The organism is Lonsdalea quercina subsp. quercina (genome assembly GCF_000688695.1).
GTDB lineage: Bacteria > Pseudomonadota > Gammaproteobacteria > Enterobacterales > Enterobacteriaceae > Lonsdalea > Lonsdalea quercina_D.
Window position 1 is genome coordinate 146,673 of sequence record NZ_JIBQ01000003.1, and the last position, 25,379, is coordinate 172,051.

A 25,379-nucleotide genomic window follows, 5' to 3' on the forward strand; every position below is an offset into this window, starting at 1 on the left:
TTAGCGCCTCTATCCCTGATGTCGGCGGCATCGTTCGATATCGCCGGCGTGAATTTCGGCGTTGCTCGGTCAGTCATAAAAATATCCTGTGGGCGCTTCGCCGACAGGTTTTTTTTTATGTCCGCGACGGTTTTTGCGAACCGCTTCGCATTTAAAAAGTAATAATCTGTTTTCGCTTCAAAAAATCTACGCGGCGCTGCGCAAAGCCGATACCATTTTGCTGTCGGAAATAGGTATTGTCGCTACACTGAGCGACATGAAAAAGTGCAATGGATGGCAACAGGGGTTCACCCTGCTGGAGTTAGTGATGGTAATTGCGGTGATATCACTCCTGGTCGGCGCAGGGCTACACAGCTGGTTGGGATATCGTCAGGCGATGTTGCTGGAGCAAAATGCCCGGCAGTTAATGAGCGTAGTGGGACGGATACAAACTCAGGCCAATTGGCGCAACGAGACGCTGATAGCACGGATACAGCGTGTCGGGGAGCGTTGGTGCGTAGGGCCGGGAACATCAAGCAGCGACTGTCCGGCGGACAGCGCGCTTTTTTTTATCCCGACATCCCGCGATGTTGAGCTGGTTGACGCAACGGCGCAGCAGTTTTCTTTCTTTGGCCTGCGTCACACGGCGCAATCGGGCCATGTGACGCTGGGAAATGCGGCGGGGCGTATTCGGTTGGTCCTCTCCGTGCGTGGAAGATTAAGGCTGTGTAGTGAAGGACGGCCGCTGCTGGGTACCTCTCTATGCTGACGCCGAATAACAAATGTCGCTTCGGCGGTTTTTCTCTGCCGGAAATCATGCTGGCGCTCGGTATTGTCAGCATCATCATTCTCGCGGTCGTACAGCTGTTTTCTGTGCTGAATAAACAGAGCCAGCAAGGACTTAACGCGTTTCGTCTTGAGCAGACGCTCAGCCAGGCTTTATCCGTTATCGAGAAAGATATCCTTCGCGCGGGATTTTGCGCAGGAAACTGCCGGAGAGAGGCGATTACGTTGAGCACCGACAGCGTGAATCCGGCCCAGAATTGCCTGACAGTGTCTTACGACATCAACCATAGCGGTCACTGGGAGCCCGGCGAACGGTCTGAGGGGGAATTTTTCAGCTACCGCCTGCGCAATGGCGCTCTTGAGGTCCAGACCGGCTATGCCCGGTGCCGGGGAAAACGCTGGGATAAATTCTTCGACCCGAATGAGGTAACCATCACCGGCTTTCAAGTCTCTTCGCAACAGGGCAGTCGAGGGACGTTATATTTGCTGGGGCTTTCGGGCTACTGGACCGACAGGCCGCACATTAAACAGCAGGTGCAGCGATGGGTCGGGAGGCGTAATCATGATGCCGTCTAAACGTCACCAGTCGGGCAATGCCCTGATGATCGTCATGGTGCTGATCTCCCTTGGCGTGCTACTGCTGGTCGGTATGCAAAAGCAGCTGGAAACCTGGATGGAGCAGGGCAAGGACGAACAGCATTATTGGAAAGCCTTCAATCAAGGGCTATCTTCTCTGGAATGGGGCATCAGTCAACGTTGGCAGGAAAATGGGGAAGTATGGCAGTGCCGTACGCTCTCGATGGACCGTCTGCGGGTGTGCCTGCATTTATCGTCCTCAGGCAATCAGGGCATACTGCGCGGCGAGGGCCAGTTGGCGGTGGATACTCCACCGCTGAGGTTGTATCAGCGCGTCGCGGCGCAGACGATCGATGGCGCTGTGCTGCTGCAGGCGATGTCGCAAGGATGGCTCGACTTCTGCCCGGAACCGGAGGCGCGTTACTGTGTCGTTCATTAAGAAACTGGCGTTCGACGGAAACCAAAGCGGGTTTAGCCTGCTTGAGACGCTGATTGCCGCAGTGCTGTTCTCGGTTTCTCTGACCGGATTATTGCAATATCATTTAATACTTCAACGGTCGCTACAGTACCAATGGCAGCAGCGTCAGGCCTGGCGGTGGGTCAATGAACAGCTAGAGGCGCAGGACGCGGGCGTGCCCGTTCAAACCGTCACCGCTTCATTGCCTGAAGGCTGGACCAGCTCTTTAAACGTGCAGCCTTACGGCCCGCAGTGTCAACGGGTCACGGCTGCGGTGGTGACGCCGCGGCACTATTCAGCCTCGCTCACCCGTTGGCTTTGCTATCCGCTGACGGGAACGGAAACGGAAACTGAAGAGCCAACCTCGAATACAACATAAACGGCAGCGAACGGTCAGGAGTTCCCATGTTCACGGTTTACCATTCCAATCAGCTGGATATATTGAAGGAGCTGACGGCGGCGCTGATGCAGCAACAACCGCTTACCGNCCCTTTCCAGCCGGAAATGGTGTTAGTGCAAAGTCCGGGTATGGCGCAGTGGCTCCAAATCGAACTGGCCGAAAAATTTCATATCGCCGCTAATATCCAATTTCCCCTGCCGGGCGTCTTTTTGTGGGACATGTGCCGGCGGCTGATCCCCGAAATCCCCAAGGAAAGCGCCTTTAGCAAAGAAGCCATGAGCTGGAAGCTGATGCATCTGCTGCCCCAGCAGCTGGACGATCCCGCTTTCGCTTTGCTGGCCCACTATCTGGAAGAGGACGACGACGATCGCAAGTTGCACCAACTGGCCAGGCGCACGGCTGACCTGTTCGATCAATATCTGATATACCGCCCTGACTGGATTATGCGCTGGCAGCAGGGGCTAGAGGTGGATGAGGCGGGAGAAGCTCAGCAATGGCAGGCGCCACTCTGGCGACGGCTGGTGGAGTACACGCAATCTCTCGGGCAGCTTGAATGGCATCACACTATCCTCTATCAGCGATTTATTCAGGTGCTTGAGCAGGCGGAAAGCCGTCCTCCGGGACTACCGGACCGCGTATTTATTTGCGGTATTTCCGCACTGCCGCCGGTCTATTTGCAGGCGTTGAGTGCGCTCGGCAAACATATCGACGTCCACCTGCTGTTTACCAATCCTTGTCGCTATTATTGGGGCGATATTCAGGACGAGGCGTCTCTGGCCCGCCTGAAAGGACGCCAGTGGCGTTTGTATCAGAACCGGCAGATGACGGCGGAAAGCCGGCCGTTATTCCGCGATCCAGCGCGTGCCGAATCCCTGTTCAAAGACGATGGCGAACAAAATGTAGGTAACCCGCTGCTGGCCTCTTGGGGCAAGCTTGGGCGCGACAATTTGCATCTGCTGGAGCAGTTGGATGAGACAAACGGCGTCTCCGCTTATGTGGATATCGACGCGCAACATCTGCTTAGCGCGCTACAGCGGGATATGCTGGAGCTTGAAGACAGCCGTCTCGTCGCGACCGGTAAGAAGAGCGAAATCGCCCAGTCGGCAGACGATAGCCTGGAAACGAAACGCCGCAAACGGGCGCTTATGCCGGACGATCGGTCGGTGTCCGTGCATGCCTGTCACAGCCCGCAACGTGAAGTGGAAGTGCTGCATGACCAACTGCTGGCGATGATGGCGGACGACCCTGACCTGATGCCGCGCGACATCATCGTGATGGTGGCGGACATTGACAGCTATTCGCCGTTTATTCAGGCGGTATTCGGCAATGCGCCGGAAGATCGCTATCTGCCGTTTTCCATTTCAGATCAGCGCGCCCGCCATGCACATCCCGCTTTGCAGGCGGTGCTGACACTGCTGGAGCTGCCAACCAGCCGATTTATGGCGGAACAGGTATTGGCGCTGTTGGAAGTTCCGGCGCTGGCGAACCGATTCGGCATTCACGAAGAGGGGCTGAGACGCCTGCGGCTTTGGGTGACGGAATCCGGCATTCGCTGGGGGCTGGATGACGACAACGTTCGGGAGCTGATGCTGCCGCCGACCGGCCAGCACACATGGCGCTTCGGTATCACGCGTATGCTGCTGGGGTATGCGATGGACAGCCATGCGGGAGACTGGCGGGGCGTGCTTCCCTATGACGAGTCCAGCGGGCTAATCGCCGAACTGGCGGGACAGCTGGCGGACTTGCTGATGCAGCTGAGTCAATGGCGGCAGCGTTTGCAGCAGCCGCGCACGCTGGAAGAGTGGCAGCCGCTGTGCCGCCAATTGGTCGATGATTTCTTTTTGCCGGACGGCGACGCCGAAGCGGCGTTGACGCTGATCGAGGAGCAGTGGCAGCAGATCATCAATACCGGCATGCAGGCGCGTTATCCGCAGTCTGTGGCCGTCACGCTGCTACGCAGCGAGCTGGCGGGCAGGCTCGACCGGGAGCGGCTGAGCCAGCGTTTCCTGGCTGGCGCAGTGAATTTTTGTACGCTGATGCCTATGCGTTCAATCCCTTTCAAAGCGGTCTGCCTGCTGGGAATGAACGACGGCGTTTATCCACGTACGCTGCCGCCGCTGGGATTTGACTTGATGTCGCGGCATCATCGCCGCGGCGATCGCAGTCGGCGGGAAGATGACCGTTACCTGTTTCTGGAGGCGCTGCTGTCGGCGCAAAACCGGCTCTATATCAGCTATATCGGCCACTCCATTCAGGATAACAGCCGACGCTTTCCCTCCGTACTGGTGAGCGAATTGCTGGACTATATAGCACAAAGTTACTGTGTGCCGGGCGATGACGATGAGGACGACGACGCCAGCGCCGCGCGTCTGTTGGCGGCGCTCTGCTGCGAGCATCCGCGTATGCCGTTCGATGCGGATAACTTTATCGCCGACGCCACGCCGCAGAGTTTTGCCGCCGAGTGGCTGGCCGCGGCAGGACGTGAAGGCGAAAGCCAACCGCCGTTCGACCTGCCGTTGCCGGAGCAGCACTACAGCGAAGTGACGCTGGACGAACTGAAACGCTTCTACCGTCATCCGGTCCGCGCGTTTTTCCAACTGCGACTCGGCGTGAATTTTGTGCTCGACGATCAGGAGCTGCGGGAAGAGGAGCCGTTTTTGGTCGAGCACCTTGATCGTTATCAAATGAATACTCTGCTGCTGAACGCGCTGATCAACGATGGCGACGCGGATCTGCTGTATCGGCGCATGCGTGCGGCCGGGGCGTTGCCTTATGGCGCCTTCGGCGAGCTGTATTGGCAGACGCAGATGGATGAAATGCGCAACCTGGCGGCTCGCGTGCGCAAAGAACGGCAGCTAGAGCTGTTGGACAGTCAGGAGCTGGATATCACGCTGGACGGTGTGCGCGTCACCGGCTGGCTGACGCAAATTCAGCACGACGGCCTGCTGCGCTGGCGTCCCGGTAAGATTTCGCTGGTGGACGGCATGATGCTGTGGCTGGAGCATCTGGCCTATTGTCTAAAAGGCGGTCAAGGCGAAAGTCGGATCTATGGTCGTGACGACAGCGGCTGGCGTTTTCCCTCGCTGAGCGAGGCGCAGGCGCGGGAATTTCTGGCATTGATGATTCGCGGCTATCAGCAAGGAATGAACCAACCGCTGCTGCTGCTTAATCGCTCCGGCGGCGCCTGGTTGAACGTTATCTACGATCGTAACAGCGACAGCCTGCTGACCGATGAAGCCGCCCTGACTAAAGCGCAGCAAAAGCTGCTGGAAGCGTGGCAGGGAACCTTCAACCTGTCAGGCGAAGGGGAGGATTATTATCTGCAGCGTATCGTGCGGGAGATGGACAGTGAAAGGATTGATCAGGTGACGGCTGCGGCGAAGACATGGTTACTCCCCGCCGTACGGTTCAATCAGTTTTGAACGGCAGCGGGGGGGATGACGTGGTGGAACTGAGGTCGTCGACATTAACACTGCGCCGTGGCTTTGTCGCTCGGCGGCAAGGCAGCGCGGCGGAACCGCGTCAATGGAAGATCACGCCCACGCCGGATGTCGACCGATATCGGAGGCTCCCAACAGGAGCATTGCGGCGACAAACGTTCGATAAAATGAGACAGGCGTTAACCGACGTGGCGTGGCAATGTCGTGCCGTCACCACCAGCCCCTCGTTGCCGAGTAGGGTCGTGATGCTGTTCCCGAACTATTTCAACCTGATGCTGACGCTCAATATCTTGATCTTGCAGCGGATTATCCACGTTAACGGCCTGAAGGCTGAGACGGCGGCGGCCGGACAGCAGCGTCATTTAACCATCAGCGCCTTACTAAACATCTTGTCNCCTCTGCAGGCAGAACAATTATGACGACAGTGACTGCGCACACTCTCAATTTATTCACGCTGCCGCTGTCCGGCGAGCGGCTGATTGAAGCGTCGGCGGGAACGGGCAAAACCTATACTCTTTCCGCGCTTTATCTACGTTTGCTGCTGGGCCTGGGCGGTGAACATGCTTATCCACGTCCTTTACTCGTCGAAGAGATTCTGGTGGTCACCTTCACGGAGGCGGCGACGGAAGAGTTGCGCGAGCGTATCCGTAAAAATATTCATGAGCTCTATCTCGCCTGTCTGGGTAAGAAGGACGTCGATGCGCTCATGCTGCAACTGCTGGCCGAGATCCCGCAGGACTGGCATAGCGAGGCGGCTGAGGTGCTGCTGCGCGCGGAGCGGCAGATGGATGAAGCGGCCATCTACACCATTCATGGCTTCTGCCAGCGCATGCTGACGACCCATGCATTCGAATCCGGCATTCTGTTTGAACAGCGGCTGCTGGAGGATGAACAGCCGTTGCGCCGTCAGGCCTGCGCCGACTTCTGGCGTCGGCACTGCTATCCGCTCCCTCTGGAAGTGGTCAGGGCAGTGAGCGAACAGTGGGCAGGGCCGGAGGCTTTGTTAAAGACACTGCTCCCCTATCTGCATGGAGAAATGCCGACGTTGCGTCAGCCGCCGCAGCAGGAAGAAACGTTGCTGGAGCGGCATCAACGGATCGTTGCCATCATTGACGCCTTCAAACAGACGTGGCGCGAGGCGTCCGACCTGGAGGCGTTGATCAGTGCGTCGGGGGTCAATAAGCGGAGTTATAGCAGTCGTAATTTGCCCAACTGGATACACAAAATTGGCGAGTGGGCCGAACAACCGACGCAGAGTTATCAGTTGCCGAAAGATCTGAAACGCTTTAGCCAGCAGGTGCTGATTGATAGCACGACGAAAGGCGAGCCGCCGATTCACCCCGTATTTAGCGCGGTGGAGCGGCTTTTGCAGGAATCCCTGACGCTAAAAGATTTGGTCATTTGGCTGGCGCTCAAAGAGATCAAACGCACGGTGCGGGAGGAGAAGCAGCGGCGGGCGGAGCTCGGCTTTGACGATCTGCTGGGCCGTTTGGATGAAGCGTTGCAGCAGCAGGAAGGCAGCCAATTGGCGGAGGCGATCCGCACGCGTTATCCGGTGGCGATGATCGATGAGTTTCAGGATACGGATACCCAGCAATATCGCATCTTCCACACGATCTATGCTGACCAGCCTCAGTGCGGCTGGCTGATGATCGGTGACCCGAAACAGGCGATTTACGCGTTTCGCGGGGCGGATATTTTCACCTATATGCGCGCGCGCGCAGAGGTGCCGTCGCACTATACGCTCGACACCAACTGGCGCTCGGCGCCTGGCATGGTGGATGCGGTGAATCAACTGTTTCAGCGCGTCGAATCTCCGTTCATCTTCGAACAAATCCCGTTCCTGCCCGTCAATTCGGCGTCGAAAAATCACGCTTATGCTTTTGAAATGGAAGGCGCAATAATGCCGGCGCTACAGTTCTGGCTGAGTGGACGGGAAGGCTCTGGGGTCGGCGACTATCAGCAGGTGATGGCCCGTCAGTGCGCGGGACAGATCCGCGACTGGCTGAGCGCCGGACAGTCAGGGCAGGCGTGGCTGGTGGATGGCCACGGTGAGAAGAGGCCAGTCCGGGCGGCGGATATCACCGTATTGGTGCGCAGCAGACGAGAGGCGATGTTGATCCGTCAGGCGTTAAACCGTCTGCACATTCCATCCGTCTACCTGTCCAACCGCGATAGCGTATTCGCCACCGTGGAAGCGAGAGAGATGCTGTGGATTCTGCAGGCGGTGCTGGCGCCGGAACAGGAGCGCGCCCTGCGTGCAGCAATGGCGACCACGATCATGGGGATGGATGCGCCGTCCCTGGATGCGCTGAGCCGTAGCGAAGCGAACTGGGACGCGCTGGTGGATGAGTTCGCCCGCTACCGCCAACTCTGGCTGCAACGCGGCGTTCTGCCGATGCTGCGGGCGATGATGACACAGCGTCGGCTCGCGGAAGATGTCTTGGCCAGCGCCGATGGCGAACGCCGTCTGACGGACATCCTGCATATCGGCGAACTGCTGCAGGAGGCCTCGGCGTCGTTAGACAGCGAACATGCGTTGGTGCGCTGGCTGGCCCAGCAAATCGCCCAGCCTAACCCGCAGGCGGAGAACCAGCAGCTGCGGCTGGAAAGCGACCGCCATCTGGTGCAGATAGTGACCATTCATAAGTCCAAGGGGCTGGAATATTCGCTGGTCTGGCTGCCGTTCATCGGCAACTTTCGCCCTCAGCAGGAGGGGATTTACCACGACAGGCAGAATTTTCGGGCCATGCTGGATCTGCAAAACGGCGAAGAGAGCCAGCAACTGGCGGAAGAGGAACGGCTGGCGGAAGATTTACGGCTGCTGTACGTGGCGATGACCCGGGCTATTTATCACTGCGCGGTCGGGGTAGCGCCGCTGTTTCAGGGCACAAAGAAGAAAGAGGGCGAAAGCGACATGCACCACAGCGCGCTGGGCTACCTGTTGCAGCGCGGCCAGGCTGCTACCGCGGAGGCGCTCATAGCCGAACTGGAAGGCATGGTGGGTGAGGATATTGCGTTAAGCGTGGCGGAGGCGCGGGATGAACGGCCGTGGCAGCCCGAGTCGACGCTGCCGCCGTCGCTAGAGGCAAGGCGCAATACTCGACGGCTGCGCGACGGCTGGCGGGTGACCAGTTATTCAGGGTTGCAGCAGCACGGTTCCGATACGATCCAGGCGCTGTTGCCCCGTTTTGATATCGACTCGATGGGCGAAGCGGCGGAAGAGGAAATGGCGGAGCGTTCGCCGCACTCGTTTCCGCGCGGCGCGGCGCCGGGGACGTTTCTGCACAGCCTGTTTGAAACGTTGGACTTCACCCAACCGATCGACGACGCGTGGCTGTTGGAGCAGCTGCGGCACTATGGCATTGAGGATGAGTGGCTGTCGGTGCTGAAGCCCTGGATGGAGAATGTTCTGACGCTCCCGCTTAACGATGACGCCATTCGGCTTGCCGAGCTGGATAACGGGCATAAACAGGCCGAGCTACAGTTCTATCTACCGATCCAGCGAATGCTCACCGCCGATGCGTTGGACCGCCTGATTAGACATCACGATCCGCTCTCGGCGCTCTGCCCGGCGTTATCGTTTCAGCAGGTCAAAGGCATGCTGAAAGGATTTATCGACCTGGTGTTTGTCTGGCAGGGGCGCTACTACCTGCTGGACTACAAATCCAACTGGCTGGGGCATGACGCCAGCGCCTACACGCAGGACGCCATGATGCGGGCGATGGCGGAGCATCGGTACGACTTGCAGTACCAACTCTATACGCTGGCGCTGCATCGTTATCTGCGACATCGACTGCCGGATTACGATTATGAACAGCACTTCGGGGGCGTGTTTTATCTGTTTCTACGCGGCGTCAGCGCCGAGCATCCCGGTAACGGGATCTATTTCACGCGTCCTTCCCGGGCGTTTGTCGACGATATTGATGGTTTGTTTTGCGGCGAAGAGTTAACGGAGGACGCGCATGTCGGGCATGATTGAGCTGTTGGAAGAAGCCCGTCAGCGGCGATGGTTGCGTCCGCTGGACGTGCAGTTTGCCCGGATGCTGGCGGAAGACGATCAGCCGCATCTCCTGCTGGCGGCGGCGTGCCTTAGCGCCTACGTTGGCGCGGGGCACGTTTGCCTGCCGCTGTCTAAGCTTCATCCCAACGCGCTGTTCGACGGGCGCGATCGCTCGCTGGCTCAGGAGATTTGGCAGCGGTTAGGAAAGCCGGACGAGGCCGAATGGCGACAGCGTTTGTTGAGCGATCCCGCCGTCGGCGAGGGAGAAGAGGCGGCCCCGCTGGTTTTTCAGCAGGACAACCTCTACTTGCAGCGCAGCTGGCAGGGGGAGAGCCGTGTCGCGCAGTTTATCGCGGGTAATCGCGCCGAGACTGTCTACGACGAAGCCCGTATCCGGGCGGTGCTGGATGCGCTGTTTCCTGCGGTTGAGGGCGGTGAAGCCGACTGGCAGAAGATCGCCGCCGCGGTCGCCTTGACCCGACGGATTGCGGTGATCTCAGGCGGGCCCGGCACCGGTAAAACGACGACGGTCGCCAGACTGCTGGCGGCTTTGATTGCGTTGCAGGAGGGACCGTCGCCGCGCATCCAGCTGGCGGCGCCGACCGGAAAGGCGGCAGCGCGTCTCACCGAATCCTTAGGCAGCGTGTTGAGTCAGCTGCCGCTCAGCGACGCCGAGCGGCTGGCTTTTCCGCAGGAGGCCACCACTCTGCACCGCCTGCTGGGCGCGATGCCCGACAGCCAGCGCCTGCGTTATCATCAGGACAACCCGCTGCACTTGGATGTCCTGGTGGTGGACGAAGCTTCAATGGTCGATCTCCCGATGATGGCGAATCTGATAGCCGCGCTGCCGCCGCAGGCTCGCATCATATTGTTAGGCGATCGCGATCAGCTCGCGTCGGTCGAGGCCGGCGCGGTGCTGGGGGACATCTGCCGTTTCGCCGAACAGGGCTACAGTCAGGAGCGGTGTCAGCAGTTGAATCGCCTCACCGGCTGCACGCTGGCGTCGGGATCGGCTATGAACGCCTCGGTGGCCGACAGCATTTGTCTGTTGCGCAAGAGCTACCGTTTCACTGCGGACTCGGGCATAGGACAGCTGGCGAAGGCGGTAAACCGGGGCGACGAGGCGCAGCTGCTGGCCGTTTTGCAACAGGGATATGGCGATATCGCCTGTCTGCCGCTGGCGGATAACTCAGACTATCAGCGCCTGCTGGATCAGGCGGTGGAAGGGTATACGGATTATCTTCAGCGTATTGCGAGCGGCGACGCTCCGGAGCAGGTATTGCAGGCCTTTCAACGTTACCGACAGCTGTGTGCGCTTAGAGAGGGGCCGTTCGGCGTCGCCGGGCTGAATCAGCGGATTGAACGTGCGCTGCAGGTGGCGGGATTGATTCAACGGCCGACGCTCAACGGCGGACGCTGGTATGTCGGCCGCCCAGTGATGATTGAGCGCAACGACGCGGTGCTCGGGCTTTTCAACGGTGACATCGGCATCAGTATGACAAACGAACAGGGCGAGCTGCGGGTCTATTTCCAACTGCCCGATGGGCGAACCAAATCGGTTGCGCCCAGCCGACTGCCGCCGCATGAAACGGCCTATGCCATGACCGTGCATAAGTCCCAAGGTTCCGAGTTCGAACACACGGCGCTGGCGCTGCCTAACCACTTCCTCCCTGTTCTGACGCGGGAGTTGGTGTATACCGCCATCACTCGCGCCCGCAAGCGGCTGTCGTTATTTAGCGATAGGGCGATACTGTGCCGGGCGGTCAGCACGCCGACGCAGCGCTACAGCGGGCTCGAGGCACGTATCCGCTCTTTGATGGCGGAGTAGAGGGTCGAAAGGGAAAAGGGNCGGGGAAATGGGCGGCGCGAAAGGACAGTGCTTTCGCGCCGGTTTGGCCTGGCGATAACGCTTTAGAGATCCATGACCAGTATTTTCGAACGGCGCTGATAGTTGTACAGCTCCTGCTTGCGCCGTGGCAGCATGGCGACCTCGGCGGGCTGGAAACCGCGCTCCTGGAACCAGTGAATACTGTGCGTCGTGAGCACGAACAGACGCTTAAGTCCCTGATGACGGGCCTGCGTTTCAATGTGATGCAGCAGTTGGTCGCCGCGGGAAGAGTTACGGTATTCCGGGTGAACCGCCACGCAGGCCATCTCGGCAATGCTTTCCTCAGGAAACGGATAGAGCGCCGCACAGGCGATGGTCAGGTTGTCCCTGACGACCACGGTAAATTTGTCGATTTCCATTTCCAGCTGTTCGCGGGAGCGGCGTACCAGAATGCCCTGCTGTTCCAGCGGATGGATCAGCTCCAGAATCCCCCCAATATCATGGATGGTCGCGCGGCGAACCTGCTCGGCGCTTTCCATGACGACCTGCGTCCCGATACCGTCGCGGGAAAACAGTTCCTGCAGCAGCGCGCCTTCTTCCTGATAACTGATGAGATGGCTGCGTCGCACGCCGCTGCGGCAGGCCTTCACCGCGCCGCGCAGAAAACGCACCACTTCGGAATTGAAGTCTTCCACTTCTTCCTGGCTCTGGATCAGGTGCTGCGCTTCTTCCGGCAGCATTTCGGGAATCACTTTGCCGTTTTGGTCGGTGACGCCTTGCTCGGCGCAGAAACCGATCATCTTTTCCGCCCGAAGTTTTATCGCAAGCTGCGTCGCGACTTCTTCTGAGGTCAGGTTGAAGCTTTCGCCTGTCACGGAAACCGCGACGGGGCCAAGCAACACGATGGCGCCGCTCGCCAGCTGGCGGTGGAGCGCCTCTTCATCGATACGGCGAATGCGGCCGCTGTGGCAGTAGTCCACGCCGTCATCCACGCCGAGCGGCTGGGCGATAACAAAATTGCCGCTGACGACATTGATATGCGCGCCCTGCAGCGGCGTATTGGTCAGGCTCATCGAAAGACGGGCGGTGATGTCCAGTTGCAGCATGCCGGCGGCTTGCTTTACCAGCTCCAGCGTGGTGCTGTCGGTAATGCGGGTGTGTTTATGGTAGGTCGGCTCGCAATGGTGGGCGACAAGATTGGCGTCGATCTGCGGGCGAGCGCCGTAGACCACAACCAGCTTGATGCCCAGGCTGTGAAGCAGGCCGATGTCGCTGACGATATTGCTGAAGTTTTCATGCTCGATCGCTTCACCGCCTAGCATGATGACGAACGTTTTGCCGCGATGCGCGTTGATATAGGGAACTGAATGGCGAAAACCTTGGACCAGTTCTGTACTACGTTCCTTCACTGCGAGCCCCCTGAATTTTTATTCGGTATTTTTGTATTTTTATGCTTAATAGCATAAAAGGCAAGCGTTTCGTCGCCCGCATTTTTTCATGCGGCATCTCCCATTGGCAGGCTCAATCGGGAAACATTTTTCATGACAGTATGGGGCAGATTCGCTAAAGTTTCGGGCATTTCTGAAAAAACATAACCTTTTCCATCGTCATTAATTGTTACCCCGTACGTAAACCGGAGCTGCATGTCTGATTCGAATCACCCTCTGACCCGCCGACGACTCTTGCAGGGGGCGGCCGCGACCTGGCTGTTGAGCGTTACCGGCGTTGGTGTCGCCGCCACCTCTCAGGTCATCGCCGTGCGCATTTGGCCAGCATCGGCCTATACCCGCGTCACGCTGGAATCCAGTCATCCTCTGAAGTATCGGCAATTCATGCTGGATAACCCCCGGCGGTTGGTGGTGGACATCGAAAATGTCTCACTGAACAGCGTGCTGAAAAATGTCGGCCAACGCTTCAATCAGGGCGACCCCTACATTAAAACCGCCCGGGCAGGGCAGTTCGATAAGCAGACGGTGCGGCTGGTATTGGAACTGAAACAGCAGGTCAGCCCCAAAACGTTTGCGCTGTCGCCGGTCGCCGGATTTAAAAATCGTCTGGTGCTCGATCTCTATCCGGTCGAGGGACGTTACGACAATGCGGAAGATCCGCTGCTGGCATTGCTCGAGGACTACAACAAGGGCGATCTTGAACGTACGCTGCCGCAAGAAGCGCCGCGTGCAGGAAAGCCGGGTCGGGAGAGGCCGTTGGTGGTGATGTTGGATCCGGGGCATGGCGGGGAAGATCCCGGCGCGATTGGAAAAAATCGGACGCGAGAAAAGGACGTCGTGCTGCAGATTGCGCGCCGGCTAAAAGCTCTGATCGATCGCGAACCGAACATGAAAGCGTATATGACGCGCAATGAAGACGTGTTCATCCCGTTGCAGGTGCGTGTGGCGAAAGCCCGCAAGCAGCGGTCCGATTTGTTTGTCTCCATTCATGCGGACGCGTTTACCAACCGCGCGGCTAAAGGATCTTCAGTTTTCGCGCTGTCGAAAAAGGGGGCGACCAGTTCCGCCGCGCGTTTTCTGGCTCAGACTCAGAACGAATCCGATTTGATCGGCGGAGTTAGCATGAGCGGCGATCGTTATCTCGATCACACGATGCTGGACATGGTGCAGACGCTGACAATCAGCGACAGTCTTAAGTTCGGTGGAGAAATTCTACGCCGGATGGGGCGAATCAACCATCTGCATAAAAATAGCGTCGATCAGGCGGGATTTGCGGTACTAAAAGCGCCGGATATTCCCTCGGTTCTGGTGGAAACCGCCTTTATCAGCAATCCGGAAGAAGAGCGTAAGCTGCGTACCGCACGATTCCAACAGCAGGTGGCGCAATCAATCCTCGAAGGGATCAAAGCGTATTTCGCTCAGCGAGCCAGATAGGTTTGGGAGTCAATAATGTAGGGGGGACGGGCTGAGGCGCGTTCATCCCTGTTTGGAGCCTTCGGGAATCGGTTGGCCTTAAAACGCAAAAAACACCCGTTAAGGTGTTTAATGATTGGTTGCGGGGGCCGGATTTGAACCGACGACCTTCGGGTTATGAGCCCGACGAGCTACCAGACTGCTCCACCCCGCGTCCGTATTCTGACTTTTCTTTCTTACTGCTTTCACTTCTTAGGCATAAATTGGTTGCGGGGGCCGGATTTGAACCGACGACCTTCGGGTTATGAGCCCGACGAGCTACCAGGCTGCTCCACCCCGCGTCCGTATTATGGCTTTTCTTTCTCACTACTTTCACGTCTTAAACGTNAATTGGTTGCGGGGGCCGGATTTGAACCGACGACCTTCGGGTTATGAGCCCGACGAGCTACCAGGCTGCTCCACCCCGCGTCCGTGGAAGCGCACTATACTCTCCAAGCGTTTCTATGCAACCCCTTTTTAGCAAAAATCAATGATTTCACTTGTCTTTGTTTGTTTCTTCATCTATTGACGTAAAACGGGTAGGGATATTGATGATGCAGAACGATTTGGTTTAAGGCATTGGCCGCATTTCATTTTACCCACCCGTTTGCTATCGTTCCGCGTTGAACACCACTTGAGAAGAGAGCGGGTAAAAATGAAAGGATGGCGGAGCAGTTATGTGTTGGTCGGCTTGGTGATCGCCGTTTTGGCGGGATGTCAGAGCCGGCCTACCGATCAGGGTCAGCAGTATAAAGACGGACATCTCACTCAGCCTCTGAAAATGGTGAACGAGCCAAACACGCACGGCAAGCCGATTAACGCCGGCGACTTCGCCAGTCAGATTACGCACATCCAGACGGATTCTCCCACTCTTTATAGCAACAACAACGCAACGTTCCAGGCGATCCAGAACTGGATGCTGTCGGGCGGCGATACGCGTGAGCTGAACAAATTTGGTCTGGGTTCGTGGCAAATGGAGGGAGTAGACGGCTTCGGCAACGTTCAGTTCACCGGCTACTACACCCCGGTAGTGCAGGCGCGCTACACCCGGCAAGGCGAATTCCAGCACCCCATCTATGGCATGCCGCCACGCGGTAAGAAAAACCGTCGTCTTCCCGATCGCGCGGGCATTTATGCGGGCGCGCTCGGCAATGCTCCGATTCTGGGCTGGAGCAACTCTTTAATGGACAACTTCATGATGGAGGTTCAGGGGAGCGGGTATGTCGACTTTGGCGATGGTCGTCCTCTGACGTTCTTTGCCTATGCAGGCAAAAATGGTCATGCCTATCGCAGCATCGGCAAAGTCCTCATCGATGAAGGTGAAGTCGCAAAAGAAAACATGTCGATGCAGGCGATTCGTCACTGGGCGGACACCCACTCTGAACAGGAAGTTCGCCAACTGCTGGAACAGAACCCTTCCTTTGTGTTCTTTAAGCCGATGGATGCGGCGTTAGTGCGTGGCGCGAGCGCGGTGCCTCTGATCGCCAAGGCTTCCGTCGCCTCCGACCGCTCGCTAATCCCCGAAGGCAGCGTGTTGCTGGCGGAAGTCCCGCTGCTGGATAATCAGGGCAAATTCAACGGCAAATACGAAATGCGCCTGATGATTGCGCTTGATGTCGGCGGCGCGATCAAGGGGCAGCACTTTGACATCTATCAGGGGATCGGTCCTGAAGCGGGTCATTCCGCCGGTTTCTATAACCATTACGGACGAGTCTGGGTGTTGCGTAATACGCAGCCGCAAAGTTCCGGGCTGCTGCTGAGCTCTTCGCCGGCGCAAAACACGAACGGCGGGTTACTCGGAAAGCCGCCGGTAGTGACCTTCTCTCAGTAATAACATCATGACGTCGGGCGCGGTTGCCGTGCCCGCTTCGTCATAGTTGCGCTCGGACCACGAATTTGCCGCCGAACTAAAATTTCATTTCATCTCTCACTCCGCAAATGCCTCACTCTGCGTTATTATCCCCGCCGTTTGTTTTCTACAGGTCGTATCCCGTAAAGGTGGTGAGTCATGAGTTCACGGTTATCTGAAAGCTATCTGCAGCGCTTCGGCGGCACAGCTCGACTGTATGGACAGCAGGCGCTGTCGCTGTTCGCCGAGGCTCACGTCTGCGTGATCGGCATCGGCGGGGTGGGCTCTTGGGCGGCGGAAGCGCTGGCGCGGACGGGCATCGGCGCGATCACCTTGATTGATATGGATGATGTTTGCGTCAGTAATACCAACCGACAACTTCATGCGTTGCGTCAGCATACGGGACAGCCAAAAACGGCAGTGATGGCAGAGCGCATTCTGGCGATCAACCCTGAGTGTCAGGTGACCTGCGTGGACGATTTTATCAGCCCTGACAATATGGCGGAGTTGTTGAATAACGAATTCAGTTATGTGATCGACGCCATCGACAGCGTGCGGGCGAAGGCCGCGCTCTTAGCGTACTGCCGGCGCAACAAGATCCCGGTCGTCACCACCGGCGGCGCCGGCGGGCAGATCGATCCCNCCCGCATCGCCGTGGCGGATCTGGCTAAAACCATTCAGGATCCGCTGGCGGCCAAGCTGCGTGAGCGTCTGAAGCATGATTTCAATATCGTGAAAAATAGCAAGGGCAAGCTGGGCATCGACTGCGTATTTTCCAGTGAACCGCTGGTTTATCCTCAGCCGGACGGCAGTGTGTGCGCATCCAAACAGAGCGCCGATGGCGTTAAACGAATGGACTGCGCGTCCGGGTTCGGCGCGGCGACGATGGTGACCGCCACCTTCGGATTTGTGGCGGTTTCTCATGCCTTGAAAAAAATGATGGCGAAAGCCCAGCGTCAAAACAGCCTGTAATCAGGACTCGAGGCTCGCAATTTCCTGAATTCTGGCGGCCAGCGCCGCCAGTCCGGCTGAGCGGGACGCGCTCAGCTGCGCCTTAAGACCCAACGTCTCCAGCAGCGCCAGCGGGTCCAGCCGCTGCAATTGCGCTGCGGTTTTTCCTTCAACGGCCGTGAGCAGTATCGCCAACAATCCTCGGACGATGCGGCCATCGCTGTCGCCGTAGAAATGCAGAGCCCCGGACGCTTCTCGTTCGTATCCCAACCAAACCTGATTTTCACACCCGGATAGCGCGATGGCGGACTGCTTCTTCTCTTCGGGTAAGGAAGGAAGCTGTTTGGCCAGCAAGATGATCTGGCGATAGCGATCTTCCCAACTGCGGCAGGCGCAGAAACGTTGGCGCAGATCGTCTTCGGTGATGTCGGAGCCGAAAGGGTGGCGAGTCGGATTTAAAGTCATGTCGTTTAGTCCAGCAGCAGAGCGAGCGCTTTGCGCAACCCATTGATGAGCTGCGTCACGTCTTGCTCATTGTTGTAAGGCGAAAAAGAGGCCCGCAGCGTGCCTTTGACGCCAAGGGCGGTCATCAGCGGCTGTGCACAGTGATGTCCGGCGCGCACTGCGATGCCTTCTTCCGCCAGTAAGGCGACGAGATCGCTGTGGTGTACGCCGTTAAACATAAAGGAGAGCAGGCTGCTACCGGCGCAGCGCCAACTGCGAAAGCCGGGCAATGTCATTAGTGCTTTTTCCGCCTGATCGGCCAGCGCAGCGCTGTGTTGTTCCGCCGCGTGACGGTCGTAGGTCTTCAGCCATTCAAGGGTGGCCGAGAGGCCGATGACGCCGGCGATATGCGGCGTGCCTGCTTCAAATTTCTGCGGGCCGTCTTGAGGAACGAAGCCGTCGAAAGAGACTTCCTGCATCATCTTTCCCCCGCCTTGCCAGGGCGGCATCTCGGCTAACAGCTCGGTTTTACCGTACAGGACGCCGACGCCGGTGGGGCCATACAGCTTGTGGGCCGAAAACGCATAAAAATCGATATCTAATGCAGAGACATCCACGGGCGTATGCACTATTCCCTGTGCGCCATCGACCACAACGACGGCGCCTGCCTGATGCGCCAGCGTAACAGCGCGTTGCAGGTTCGGTTGCCCACCGGTGACGTTGGACATCTGGGTAATCGCCAGGAGTCGTGTTCGAGACGAAAGCAAGGCGGTCAAACGCTCAACGTCCGGCAGCAGATCGTCGCCCAGAGGCAGTTTGACGACGCTCGCGCCGGTTTGCCGGGCCACCATCAGCCAAGGCAAGAGGTTGGCGTGATGTTCGGCCTCGCTGACCACAATCTCGTCGCCGGGCGAGAGCTGAGGACGGGCAAAACTTTGAGCTACCAGATTGATAGATTCAGTCGCCCCCCGCGTCCAGATGACGCTGCGCGGATCGGGCGCGCCGATCAGCGCAGCCACCTGCTGTCGCGTCTCCTCAAAGCACTGGGTCAGTCGTTGCGCCTCGCGATGCTGGCTGCGATGCACGTTGCCGCTCTGCAAGCCGTAATAACGGCTGACGGCATCAATCATCGACTGAGGTTTGAGCGCGGTAGCGGCGCTGTCCAGATAGACGCCGGGCTGCTGTAGCGCCGGGAACTGCTGGCGAAAGTGGGGGGCGTTAAACGGTATCATGACTGTCCCTCTGTTAAGGGGGCAGATCCTGTCCCATTTTTCAGGCTTAGACAAGTTTCGGACAATACTTACACGTTATCGGTGGAAAAAACCGGGCAGGTTGCTACGCTTACTAGTGTCAAGTTGTGGAATTTAATGGCGTTCAATAGAAGATATTAAACTTATAAAACTACTCGGAGTGTAATATGAAGAATAAAATATCAATCATTGCGGCCATTGTCATGGCCTTTTCGGTGGCGGCCTGCTCCAGCAACTATGTCCTGCATACCAATGACGGACGGACAATCATCGCGGATGGCAAACCGAAAGTGGATAACGATACCGGCCTGATCAGCTATACCGATGCGTTTGGTCACGAACAGCAGATCAACCGTTCTGATGTGAAACAGATGACAGAAGTCAAATAACTCTGTCTGACGCTATTCGCATTAATCAAAAAAAAAAGCACCGCAATCTTGCGGNGCCATACACAATCTTGTGAATAGACAGGGGAAAACAGGAAATGAAAAGGTAGCAGAGCTACCTTGTCTGAAATTCAGACGGTAAATAGCAAACACAACATCACATCCACAAGTCAAAAGCACTTCGGTCATCCCTCCGCACTTTTCGTTCCGACTCAGGAAGTGGCGCTAATATAGGTATTTGCTGGTGCATCCTCAACGGACAATTTATAATGTCTCGGATTAAAAAAACTAATGACTTATCATACGTCAGACCCGCGCTGACAGGCTTGAGCCAAGAATCCGATCTATGTCAAAACGACTACCCCCTCTTAATGCGTTGCGCGTGTTTGATGCGGCCGCTCGCCACCTGAGTTTTACCAAAGCGGCTGAAGAGCTGTTTGTGACTCAGGCCGCGGTGAGCCATCAAATCAAATCCCTGGAAGATTTTCTCGGCCTCAAATTGTTTCGTCGTCGCAATCGTTCACTGCTGTTGACGGAGGAAGGGCAGAGCTATTTCCTGGATATCAAAGAAATCTTTCTCTCCTTGAACGACGCCACTCGCAAGCTGCAAGCGCGCAGCGCCAAAGGGGCGTTGACGGTGAGCATGCTGCCGAGTTTCGCCATCCATTGGCTCGTGCCTAGGTTGTCCAGTTTTAACGCTGAATATCCGGGGATCGATGTCCGCATTCAGGCGGTCTCGCGAGAAGAAGATCATCGCCTGGCGGATGATGTGGACGTTGCCATTTTTTATGGTCGCGGCAACTGGCCGGGACTGCGGGTGGAGAAACTCTACGCCGAGTATTTACTGCCTGTTTGCGCCCCTCAACTGCTGACCGGAGAGCATCCGCTGAATGTGCCGGCGGATTTGGTTCGCCATACTTTATTGCATGATGCTTCCCGGCGTGACTGGCTGACTTATACGCGTCAATTAGGCGTTCAGCAGATCAACGTTCAACAGGGGCCGATCTTCAGCCATAGCGCAATGGTGTTACAGGCGGCGATACACGGTCAGGGGATCGCGCTAGCTAATAATGTAATGGCGCAAACGGAAATTGAAGCGGGCAGATTGGTGTGTCCGTTCAACGATGTGCTGGTTAGTAAAAACGCTTTTTATCTGGTATGTCATGACAGTCAGGCAGAACTGGGTAAAATAGCCGCCTTTCGCCAGTGGATACTGGCGCGCGCGGCGAGCGAACAGGAGAAATTCCGCTTCCGCTACGACAGCGGCTCGCGCTGAATCTTCGGGATTCAAGCACCTTGTTTACCTCAAAAGAAAATGGATAACGATGATGAATAGCCGTTTCATGCTGATCTTTGCGGCCATCAGTGGATTTATATATGTCGCGTTAGGCGCGTTCGGCGCTCATGTCTTAAGCCGTACGCTCGGCGAGGCCGAACTGGATTGGCTCCACACCGGGCTGCAGTATCAGGCTGTCCACACGCTGGCTATCTTAGCGTTGAGCGTGGCTATGAACCAACGCGCCAACGTGTGGTTTTACTGGAGCGCGGCGCTCCTGGGGCTGGGAACCGTGCTGTTTAGCGGCAGCTTGTACTGTCTGGCGCTGTCTCAGTTGCGGATGTGGGCCTATGTTACGCCGGTGGGCGGCTTTTGCCTCCTGGGCGGCTGGTTATTGTTGTTGATAGGCGCTCTGCGCCAGAAAAGAAAGGCTGACTCGCATGAATAAAGTCATTTTGTACTGCCGTCCCGGCTTTGAAAAAGAGTGTGCGGCGGAAATTACCGATAAAGCCGCGCAGCATAACGTTTACGGCTTCGTGCGGGTCAAGGATAACAGCGGCTACGTCATTTTCGAGTGCTATCAGTACGAAGATGCCGATCGCCTGATCAAGGAATTACCGTTCAAGAGCCTGATCTTCGCCCGACAGATGATGGTATGCGGCGAGCTTTTGCGCGATCTGCCGCAGGAAGACCGCATCTCGCCGATCGTCGGCATGCTGACCGGCGTGCTGGAACGTGCGGGAGAGCTGCGCGTCGAGGTGCCGGATACCAATGAAAGCAAGGAACTGATGAAGTTCTGCCGCAAGTTCACCGTGCCTCTGCGTGCGGCGTTGCGCGAAAGTAAGATCTTGTCACCGCAGGAAAAACCCGGTCGCCCGGTGATTCATGTGCTGTTTATCGCGCCTGGCTGCTGCTATGTCGGTTACTCCTATAGCAACAACAACTCTCCGTTCTACATGGGGATCCCGCGGCTTAAGTTTCCCGCGGATGCGCCAAGCCGTTCCACGCTCAAACTGGAAGAAGCTTTTCACGTATTTATCCCGGCTGACGAATGGGAAGAGCGGTTGGGCAGCGGTATGTATGCGGTGGACTTAGGCGCCTGTCCCGGCGGCTGGACCTATCAGTTGGTCAAGCGCAGCATGATGGTGCACGCGGTGGATAATGGGCTGATGGCGCAGAGTCTGATGGATACCGGCCAGGTGATTCACCATCAGGCGGACGGTTTCCGGTTCGAACCGCCGCGCAACAACGTTTACTGGTTGGTGTGCGACATGGTAGAGAAACCCGCCAAGGTCACTAACCTGATGGCTGACTGGCTGGTGAAAGGCTGGTGCCGTGAAGTGATTTTCAACCTCAAGCTGCCGATGAAAAAACGCTACGAGGAAGTGAATCAGAATCTGGAGCTGTTGATGGAACGTTTGCATGAAAACGGTATTAACGCGGAAGCTCATGCCAAACAGCTCTATCACGATCGTGAGGAAATTACGATCCACGCCCGACGGATATGGGCCGCGATACCCGGCCGTCGCGACGAGCGTTAAGTGACGGCGGCGGGCGTCTTAGCCCGCCGTCGATGCCAGCCGCAGCTGCTGCAAATTGCCGTTCAGCGTGAGATCGGTTTTCAGCGTGGCGACCTGTCGGCAGATCCAGGCCGCTTCCCGCTGCGGTTCCAGCTTTTTACGCCACTTCTCCGGCAGTTGATCCAACTGCTGATAAAGTTGTTCCAACGATCCCGTCTGTTGCAGAAGCTGTGCTGCGGTTTTTGCGCCGATGCCGCTGACGCCGGGGATCTTGCTGCTGCTGATTCCCGCCAATCCCCAATAGTCAGGGAGTTGTTGCGGCGAGACGCCGAATTCCTGGCGGATAAAGGGCACATCCAGCCAGCGTTTTTGAAAGTAATCCCGAATCTGAATCGTCGGCGCCAGCAGCTGACAATATCCCTTGTCCGTTGACACAATTGTGGCCTGGTGGCCCAGCGCGGCAACCTTGGAGGCCAGGGTCGCGGCTAAGTCGTCCGCCTCGTCTCCGGGGGAGTGCCAGCTTTCGACGCCCAGTTCACGGAAAGCCGCTTTGATTTGCGGTAACTCCTGATGAAGCGAGTCCGGCATCGGAGGACGCCCGGCTTTATAATCAGGTAAAAGCTGGTGCCGCCAGCTGGATGCTCTCTGCTCGTCGTCGAATACGGCGACGGCATGGGTCGGTCGGCTGTGTTGCAACAGCAGACTCAGGGCATGCTGACAGGCAGGTAAACAGGGAGAGCCCTGTACGGCATGGATGCGCCTGATGAGGTTCAGCGCATCCACAATCAAAAGATGTAAGGGCATGATTCGTCTCCGCGAATAAAGCGCTCTGCCGCCGCCCGGAGGAGTACCGGAAAGCGGCGGAGCAGACGTCTTGTCAGGTCAAAATTTCATAACAGGGGATGTAGGCGCTGCCCGGAAGCTTCATACGCTGTTGCGCGACGAAGCCCTGGAGCAGACGGTCCATGTTTTTCATGATTTCCGCATTGCCGTCGAGTTTATACGGCCCGAATTGTTCGATGGCCTGAATACCGCCTTCTTTGACATTACCTGCCACGATGCCGGAGAACGCCTTACGCAGCGCGGCGGCAAGTTGCTCGGTCGGCTGGTCGGGGTGCAGGTGCAGATTCGCCATATTTTCATGCGTGGGTTCGAAAGGTATCTGCAAGTCGGGAGCGATGCGCAGCGACCAGTTGAAGCTATAGGCGTCGCCGGTATGACGGCGATGCTCTTTGACTAGCGGCATCGACTTCTTCATCTCGCGTGCGACTTCGGCGGCATCATTGATGATGATGCTGTAGTAGCGGCGGGCCTGACGTCCCAGCGTACTGACGATGAATTCGTCCAGCACCCGGAAATAGTCCGCACTCTCTTCCGGACCTGTCAGAATGATCGGCAGCACCTGTTCGCTGTTGGCCGGATCCATCATGATCCCCAGCAGGTACAGGAACTCTTCTGCCGTGCCGACGCCGCCCGGGAAAATAATGATCCCATGACCGATGCGGACAAAGGCTTCCAGCCGTTTTTCAATATCCGGCATGATGATCAGTTCGTTGACCAGCGGGTTGGGCGGCTCGGCAGCGATGATTGAAGGCTCCGTCATGCCGATGAAACGGCCGTCTTTGTAACGTTGTTGCGCATGGCCGACGGCCGCGCCTTTCATGGGCGCTTCCATCGCGCCGGGTCCGCAGCCGGTGCAGATATTCAGCTCGCGCAGCCCCAGCTGGCTGCCCACCCGCCGGGCGTACAGATACTCTTTTTCATTGATGGAGTGACCCCCCCAGCAAACGACCATGTTCGGCTCTTCGCCCACGTGCAGCGCGCGCGCATTACGCAGAATGGAAAAGACGATGTTGGTGATATGCGTCGAATTCTCCAGATCAAGGTTTTGAAATTGACCTGTTTGCGTGATTTGACCGTTGACGAACAGAATGTCGCGCAGGACGGCGAACAGGTTGGCCTGCAACGAACGGATCAGCTGGCCATCCACAAACGCATCTTCAGGCGGGTTAACCAGTTCAAGCTTCACGCCGCGTTCACGCCGCAGCACATTGATGTCGAAACTCTCGAAACGGGAGAGTAGTTCTTTGCTGTTGTCCGTCTGGCTGCCGGAGTTCAATACGGCCAGCGAACAGTTACGAAATAAGCGGTAAAGGTCGCTGCTGGCGCTACTTTTTAGTCTGTCTACTTCTAACTGCGACAGCAAATCCATAGACCCGAGCGGGCTGATATGTGTAATCAATTTTGCTCCTTGATACCTGGGGTATGACGTCGGTTCTTTAATCGGACTTTTTTGACTCGCCTCTTCACCTTAACGTGAGCTAATCATTTTGCCAATCTTCGACAGCGCCGTGACGTCGGCACTGCGGGGCGTTACGCATTTTGGCTGTGAGGCTATCGACGACCGGCTGCACTCTCAGGTTACAATGCGGGGTAGTGTAACCCGACCGGTAGAGTAAAGAAGAATGATGGATCAACACGTGTTGCAGGCGTTAACCGATTTCACCCAGCGCTATGTGAGTCGTTGGCAGGATCACGAGGGGCATCCTCCCGCCTCTGAAGCGCTGTATGGCATTCCCTCGCCCTGTATCGTCGATACGCACGACGGACAGGTGCAGTGGCTGCCACAGTCAGGCGGGGACCGCCTACGTCTGGATGGCGTCGAACGCGCGCTGGATATCCAACTACACCCTGACGCGCATGCGTTCTATACCAGTCAGTATGCCGGAGATATGGAGGCATGCTTCGACGATATTCGTTGCACAGTGTTACAGGCATGGAGCGATGAGGATCTTATCCGCATGCAGGAAAACCTGATCGGTCATCTGGTGACGCAGAAGCGGCGAAAGCTGCCGCCGACGCTGTTTTTGGCAACGACGGAGTCGGAAATGACGTTGATTTCGCTGTGAAACGTGAGCGGGGAAGTCATCCTGGAAGAGTTTGGAACGCAGAAAAGACGTGTACTTGCCGCGACATTATCTGAGTTTTTATATAAGCTTCAGCCATTGATTCAATATTACTGAAGCGTGTTTCGCTTTTCAGTGTGTGAGAAATATCTCACAATGGCTGTAGGTTATCGCTTATATTTTATATTAATATAGTGTGAAAATAACGATTAACCATTATTTTTCAATGATTTAAATTTCATGGCATTGAAAATGGCCTGATGGAAGGTATGTTGCCCTGAATTAGGGGCTTGCCGATTCGCTTTAATTAATACATCTTATTATTCGCCAGGCAACATGGTAACAGGACGACGTAATATCGTTGTTTAATGATTACGCGTCCGTTCCAGCCGAAATGCTTCAGGATGAAATGTTTTCAGGATGAAAGC

The 25,379-nt window shown here is 56.9% G+C and carries 19 protein-coding genes, 3 tRNA genes and 1 pseudogene; 15 read left to right on the top strand and 8 right to left on the bottom strand.

Translation table 11 applies throughout. The annotated features are described in order from the left end of the window. Window positions 1-256: 256 nt before the first annotated feature. From SB13_RS01945 to recD, 7 genes are all read left to right on the top strand, one after another. Window positions 257-748 (top strand): prepilin peptidase-dependent protein, encoded by a 492-nt coding sequence (locus SB13_RS01945; RefSeq protein ID WP_026738733.1) that lies wholly within the window; start codon window positions 257-259, stop codon window positions 746-748. Next, window positions 742-1,341, top strand: a complete 600-nt coding sequence (locus SB13_RS01950; RefSeq protein WP_026738734.1) for a prepilin peptidase-dependent protein — start codon at window positions 742-744, stop codon at window positions 1,339-1,341. Before SB13_RS01945 ends, SB13_RS01950 begins: the two co-directional genes overlap by 7 nt. Then, complete coding sequence (locus SB13_RS01955; protein WP_051616298.1) at window positions 1,328-1,780, top strand: YgdB family protein; 453 nt, start codon at window positions 1,328-1,330, stop codon at window positions 1,778-1,780. Before SB13_RS01950 ends, SB13_RS01955 begins: the two co-directional genes overlap by 14 nt. Further along, complete coding sequence (locus tag SB13_RS01960; protein WP_051616300.1) at window positions 1,767-2,177, top strand: prepilin-type N-terminal cleavage/methylation domain-containing protein; 411 nt, start codon at window positions 1,767-1,769, stop codon at window positions 2,175-2,177. The genes SB13_RS01955 and SB13_RS01960 overlap by 14 nt, the downstream gene beginning before the upstream one ends. Before the next feature lie 26 nt (window positions 2,178-2,203). Then, the gene (gene recC / locus SB13_RS01965) at window positions 2,204-5,620 is read left to right on the top strand and encodes an exodeoxyribonuclease V subunit gamma (RefSeq protein WP_026738736.1); all 3,417 of its coding nucleotides are present in this window, start codon (window positions 2,204-2,206) and stop codon (window positions 5,618-5,620) included. A 433-nt stretch (window positions 5,621-6,053) separates the two neighbouring features. After that, window positions 6,054-9,620, top strand: coding sequence for an exodeoxyribonuclease V subunit beta (gene recB / locus SB13_RS01975; protein WP_026738738.1), 3,567 nt, complete (start codon window positions 6,054-6,056; stop codon window positions 9,618-9,620). Continuing rightward, window positions 9,613-11,469 (top strand): exodeoxyribonuclease V subunit alpha, encoded by a 1,857-nt coding sequence (gene recD, locus SB13_RS01980; protein ID WP_026738739.1) that lies wholly within the window; start codon window positions 9,613-9,615, stop codon window positions 11,467-11,469. The genes recB and recD overlap by 8 nt, the downstream gene beginning before the upstream one ends. Before the next feature lie 83 nt (window positions 11,470-11,552). On the opposite strand, the gene argA is transcribed toward recD, so the two are convergent. Next, complete coding sequence (gene argA / locus SB13_RS01985; protein WP_026738740.1) at window positions 11,553-12,878, bottom strand: amino-acid N-acetyltransferase; 1,326 nt, start codon at window positions 12,876-12,878, stop codon at window positions 11,553-11,555. A 234-nt stretch (window positions 12,879-13,112) separates the two neighbouring features. Between argA and amiC the strand changes: the two genes are divergently transcribed. After that, entirely contained in the window at window positions 13,113-14,351 is a 1,239-nt protein-coding gene (amiC, locus tag SB13_RS01990; protein ID WP_026738741.1) for an N-acetylmuramoyl-L-alanine amidase AmiC, read from the top strand. Between the two features lie 116 nt (window positions 14,352-14,467). Here amiC and SB13_RS01995 read toward each other — a convergent pair. The 3 genes from SB13_RS01995 to SB13_RS02005 form a co-directional block, all read right to left on the bottom strand. Then, a tRNA-Met gene (locus SB13_RS01995) sits at window positions 14,468-14,544 on the bottom strand. A gap of 50 nt (window positions 14,545-14,594) precedes the next feature. Continuing rightward, window positions 14,595-14,671: transfer RNA gene (locus tag SB13_RS02000), tRNA-Met, on the bottom strand. Between the two features lie 50 nt (window positions 14,672-14,721). After that, window positions 14,722-14,798: transfer RNA gene (locus SB13_RS02005), tRNA-Met, on the bottom strand. Between the two features lie 226 nt (window positions 14,799-15,024). On the opposite strand from SB13_RS02005, the gene mltA reads away from it, so the two are divergent. Both mltA and tcdA read left to right on the top strand, forming a co-directional pair. Beyond that, window positions 15,025-16,200 carry a murein transglycosylase A gene (mltA, locus tag SB13_RS02010; protein WP_026738742.1) on the top strand — a complete coding sequence of 392 codons (1,176 nt, stop codon included), beginning with the start codon at window positions 15,025-15,027 and terminating at the stop codon, window positions 16,198-16,200. Window positions 16,201-16,377: 177 nt separating this feature from the next. Further along, window positions 16,378-17,190 carry a tRNA cyclic N6-threonylcarbamoyladenosine(37) synthase TcdA gene (gene tcdA, locus SB13_RS02015; RefSeq protein WP_026738743.1) on the top strand — a complete coding sequence of 271 codons (813 nt, stop codon included), beginning with the start codon at window positions 16,378-16,380 and terminating at the stop codon, window positions 17,188-17,190. Here tcdA and csdE read toward each other — a convergent pair whose 3' ends face one another. Continuing rightward, window positions 17,191-17,634, bottom strand: a complete 444-nt coding sequence (gene csdE / locus SB13_RS02020) for a cysteine desulfurase sulfur acceptor subunit CsdE (protein WP_026738744.1) — start codon at window positions 17,632-17,634, stop codon at window positions 17,191-17,193. Between the two features lie 5 nt (window positions 17,635-17,639). Next, on the bottom strand, window positions 17,640-18,845 hold the full coding sequence (gene csdA, locus SB13_RS02025) for a cysteine desulfurase CsdA (RefSeq protein WP_026738745.1): 1,206 nt from the start codon (window positions 18,843-18,845) through the stop codon (window positions 17,640-17,642). Window positions 18,846-19,030: 185 nt separating this feature from the next. On the opposite strand from csdA, the gene SB13_RS02030 reads away from it, so the two are divergent. The 4 genes from SB13_RS02030 to rlmM all read left to right on the top strand — a co-directional run bounded on the left by SB13_RS02030 (window position 19,031) and on the right by rlmM (window position 22,066). Continuing rightward, window positions 19,031-19,252, top strand: a complete 222-nt coding sequence (locus tag SB13_RS02030; RefSeq protein WP_026738746.1) for a YgdI/YgdR family lipoprotein — start codon at window positions 19,031-19,033, stop codon at window positions 19,250-19,252. Window positions 19,253-19,595: 343 nt separating this feature from the next. Next, on the top strand, window positions 19,596-20,525 hold the full coding sequence (locus SB13_RS02035; protein ID WP_026738747.1) for a transcriptional regulator GcvA: 930 nt from the start codon (window positions 19,596-19,598) through the stop codon (window positions 20,523-20,525). A gap of 52 nt (window positions 20,526-20,577) precedes the next feature. Next, window positions 20,578-20,973 carry a DUF423 domain-containing protein gene (locus SB13_RS02040; protein WP_026738748.1) on the top strand — a complete coding sequence of 132 codons (396 nt, stop codon included), beginning with the start codon at window positions 20,578-20,580 and terminating at the stop codon, window positions 20,971-20,973. Next, window positions 20,966-22,066: a 23S rRNA (cytidine(2498)-2'-O)-methyltransferase RlmM gene (gene rlmM, locus SB13_RS02045; protein WP_026738749.1), complete on the top strand. Its 1,101-nt coding sequence runs from the start codon at window positions 20,966-20,968 to the stop codon at window positions 22,064-22,066. The genes SB13_RS02040 and rlmM overlap by 8 nt, the downstream gene beginning before the upstream one ends. Window positions 22,067-22,084: 18 nt before the next feature. Here rlmM and xni read toward each other — a convergent pair whose 3' ends face one another. Continuing rightward, entirely contained in the window at window positions 22,085-22,849 is a 765-nt protein-coding gene (gene xni, locus SB13_RS02050; RefSeq protein WP_026738750.1) for a flap endonuclease Xni, read from the bottom strand. Window positions 22,850-22,922: 73 nt separating this feature from the next. Next, complete coding sequence (ppnN, locus tag SB13_RS02055) at window positions 22,923-24,287, bottom strand: nucleotide 5'-monophosphate nucleosidase PpnN (protein WP_026738751.1); 1,365 nt, start codon at window positions 24,285-24,287, stop codon at window positions 22,923-22,925. 226 nt (window positions 24,288-24,513) lie between these two features. Here ppnN and syd point away from each other — a divergent pair. Further along, window positions 24,514-25,068 (top strand): annotated as a pseudogene (gene syd, locus SB13_RS02060) (SecY-interacting protein). Window positions 25,069-25,379: the final 311 nt, after the last annotated feature.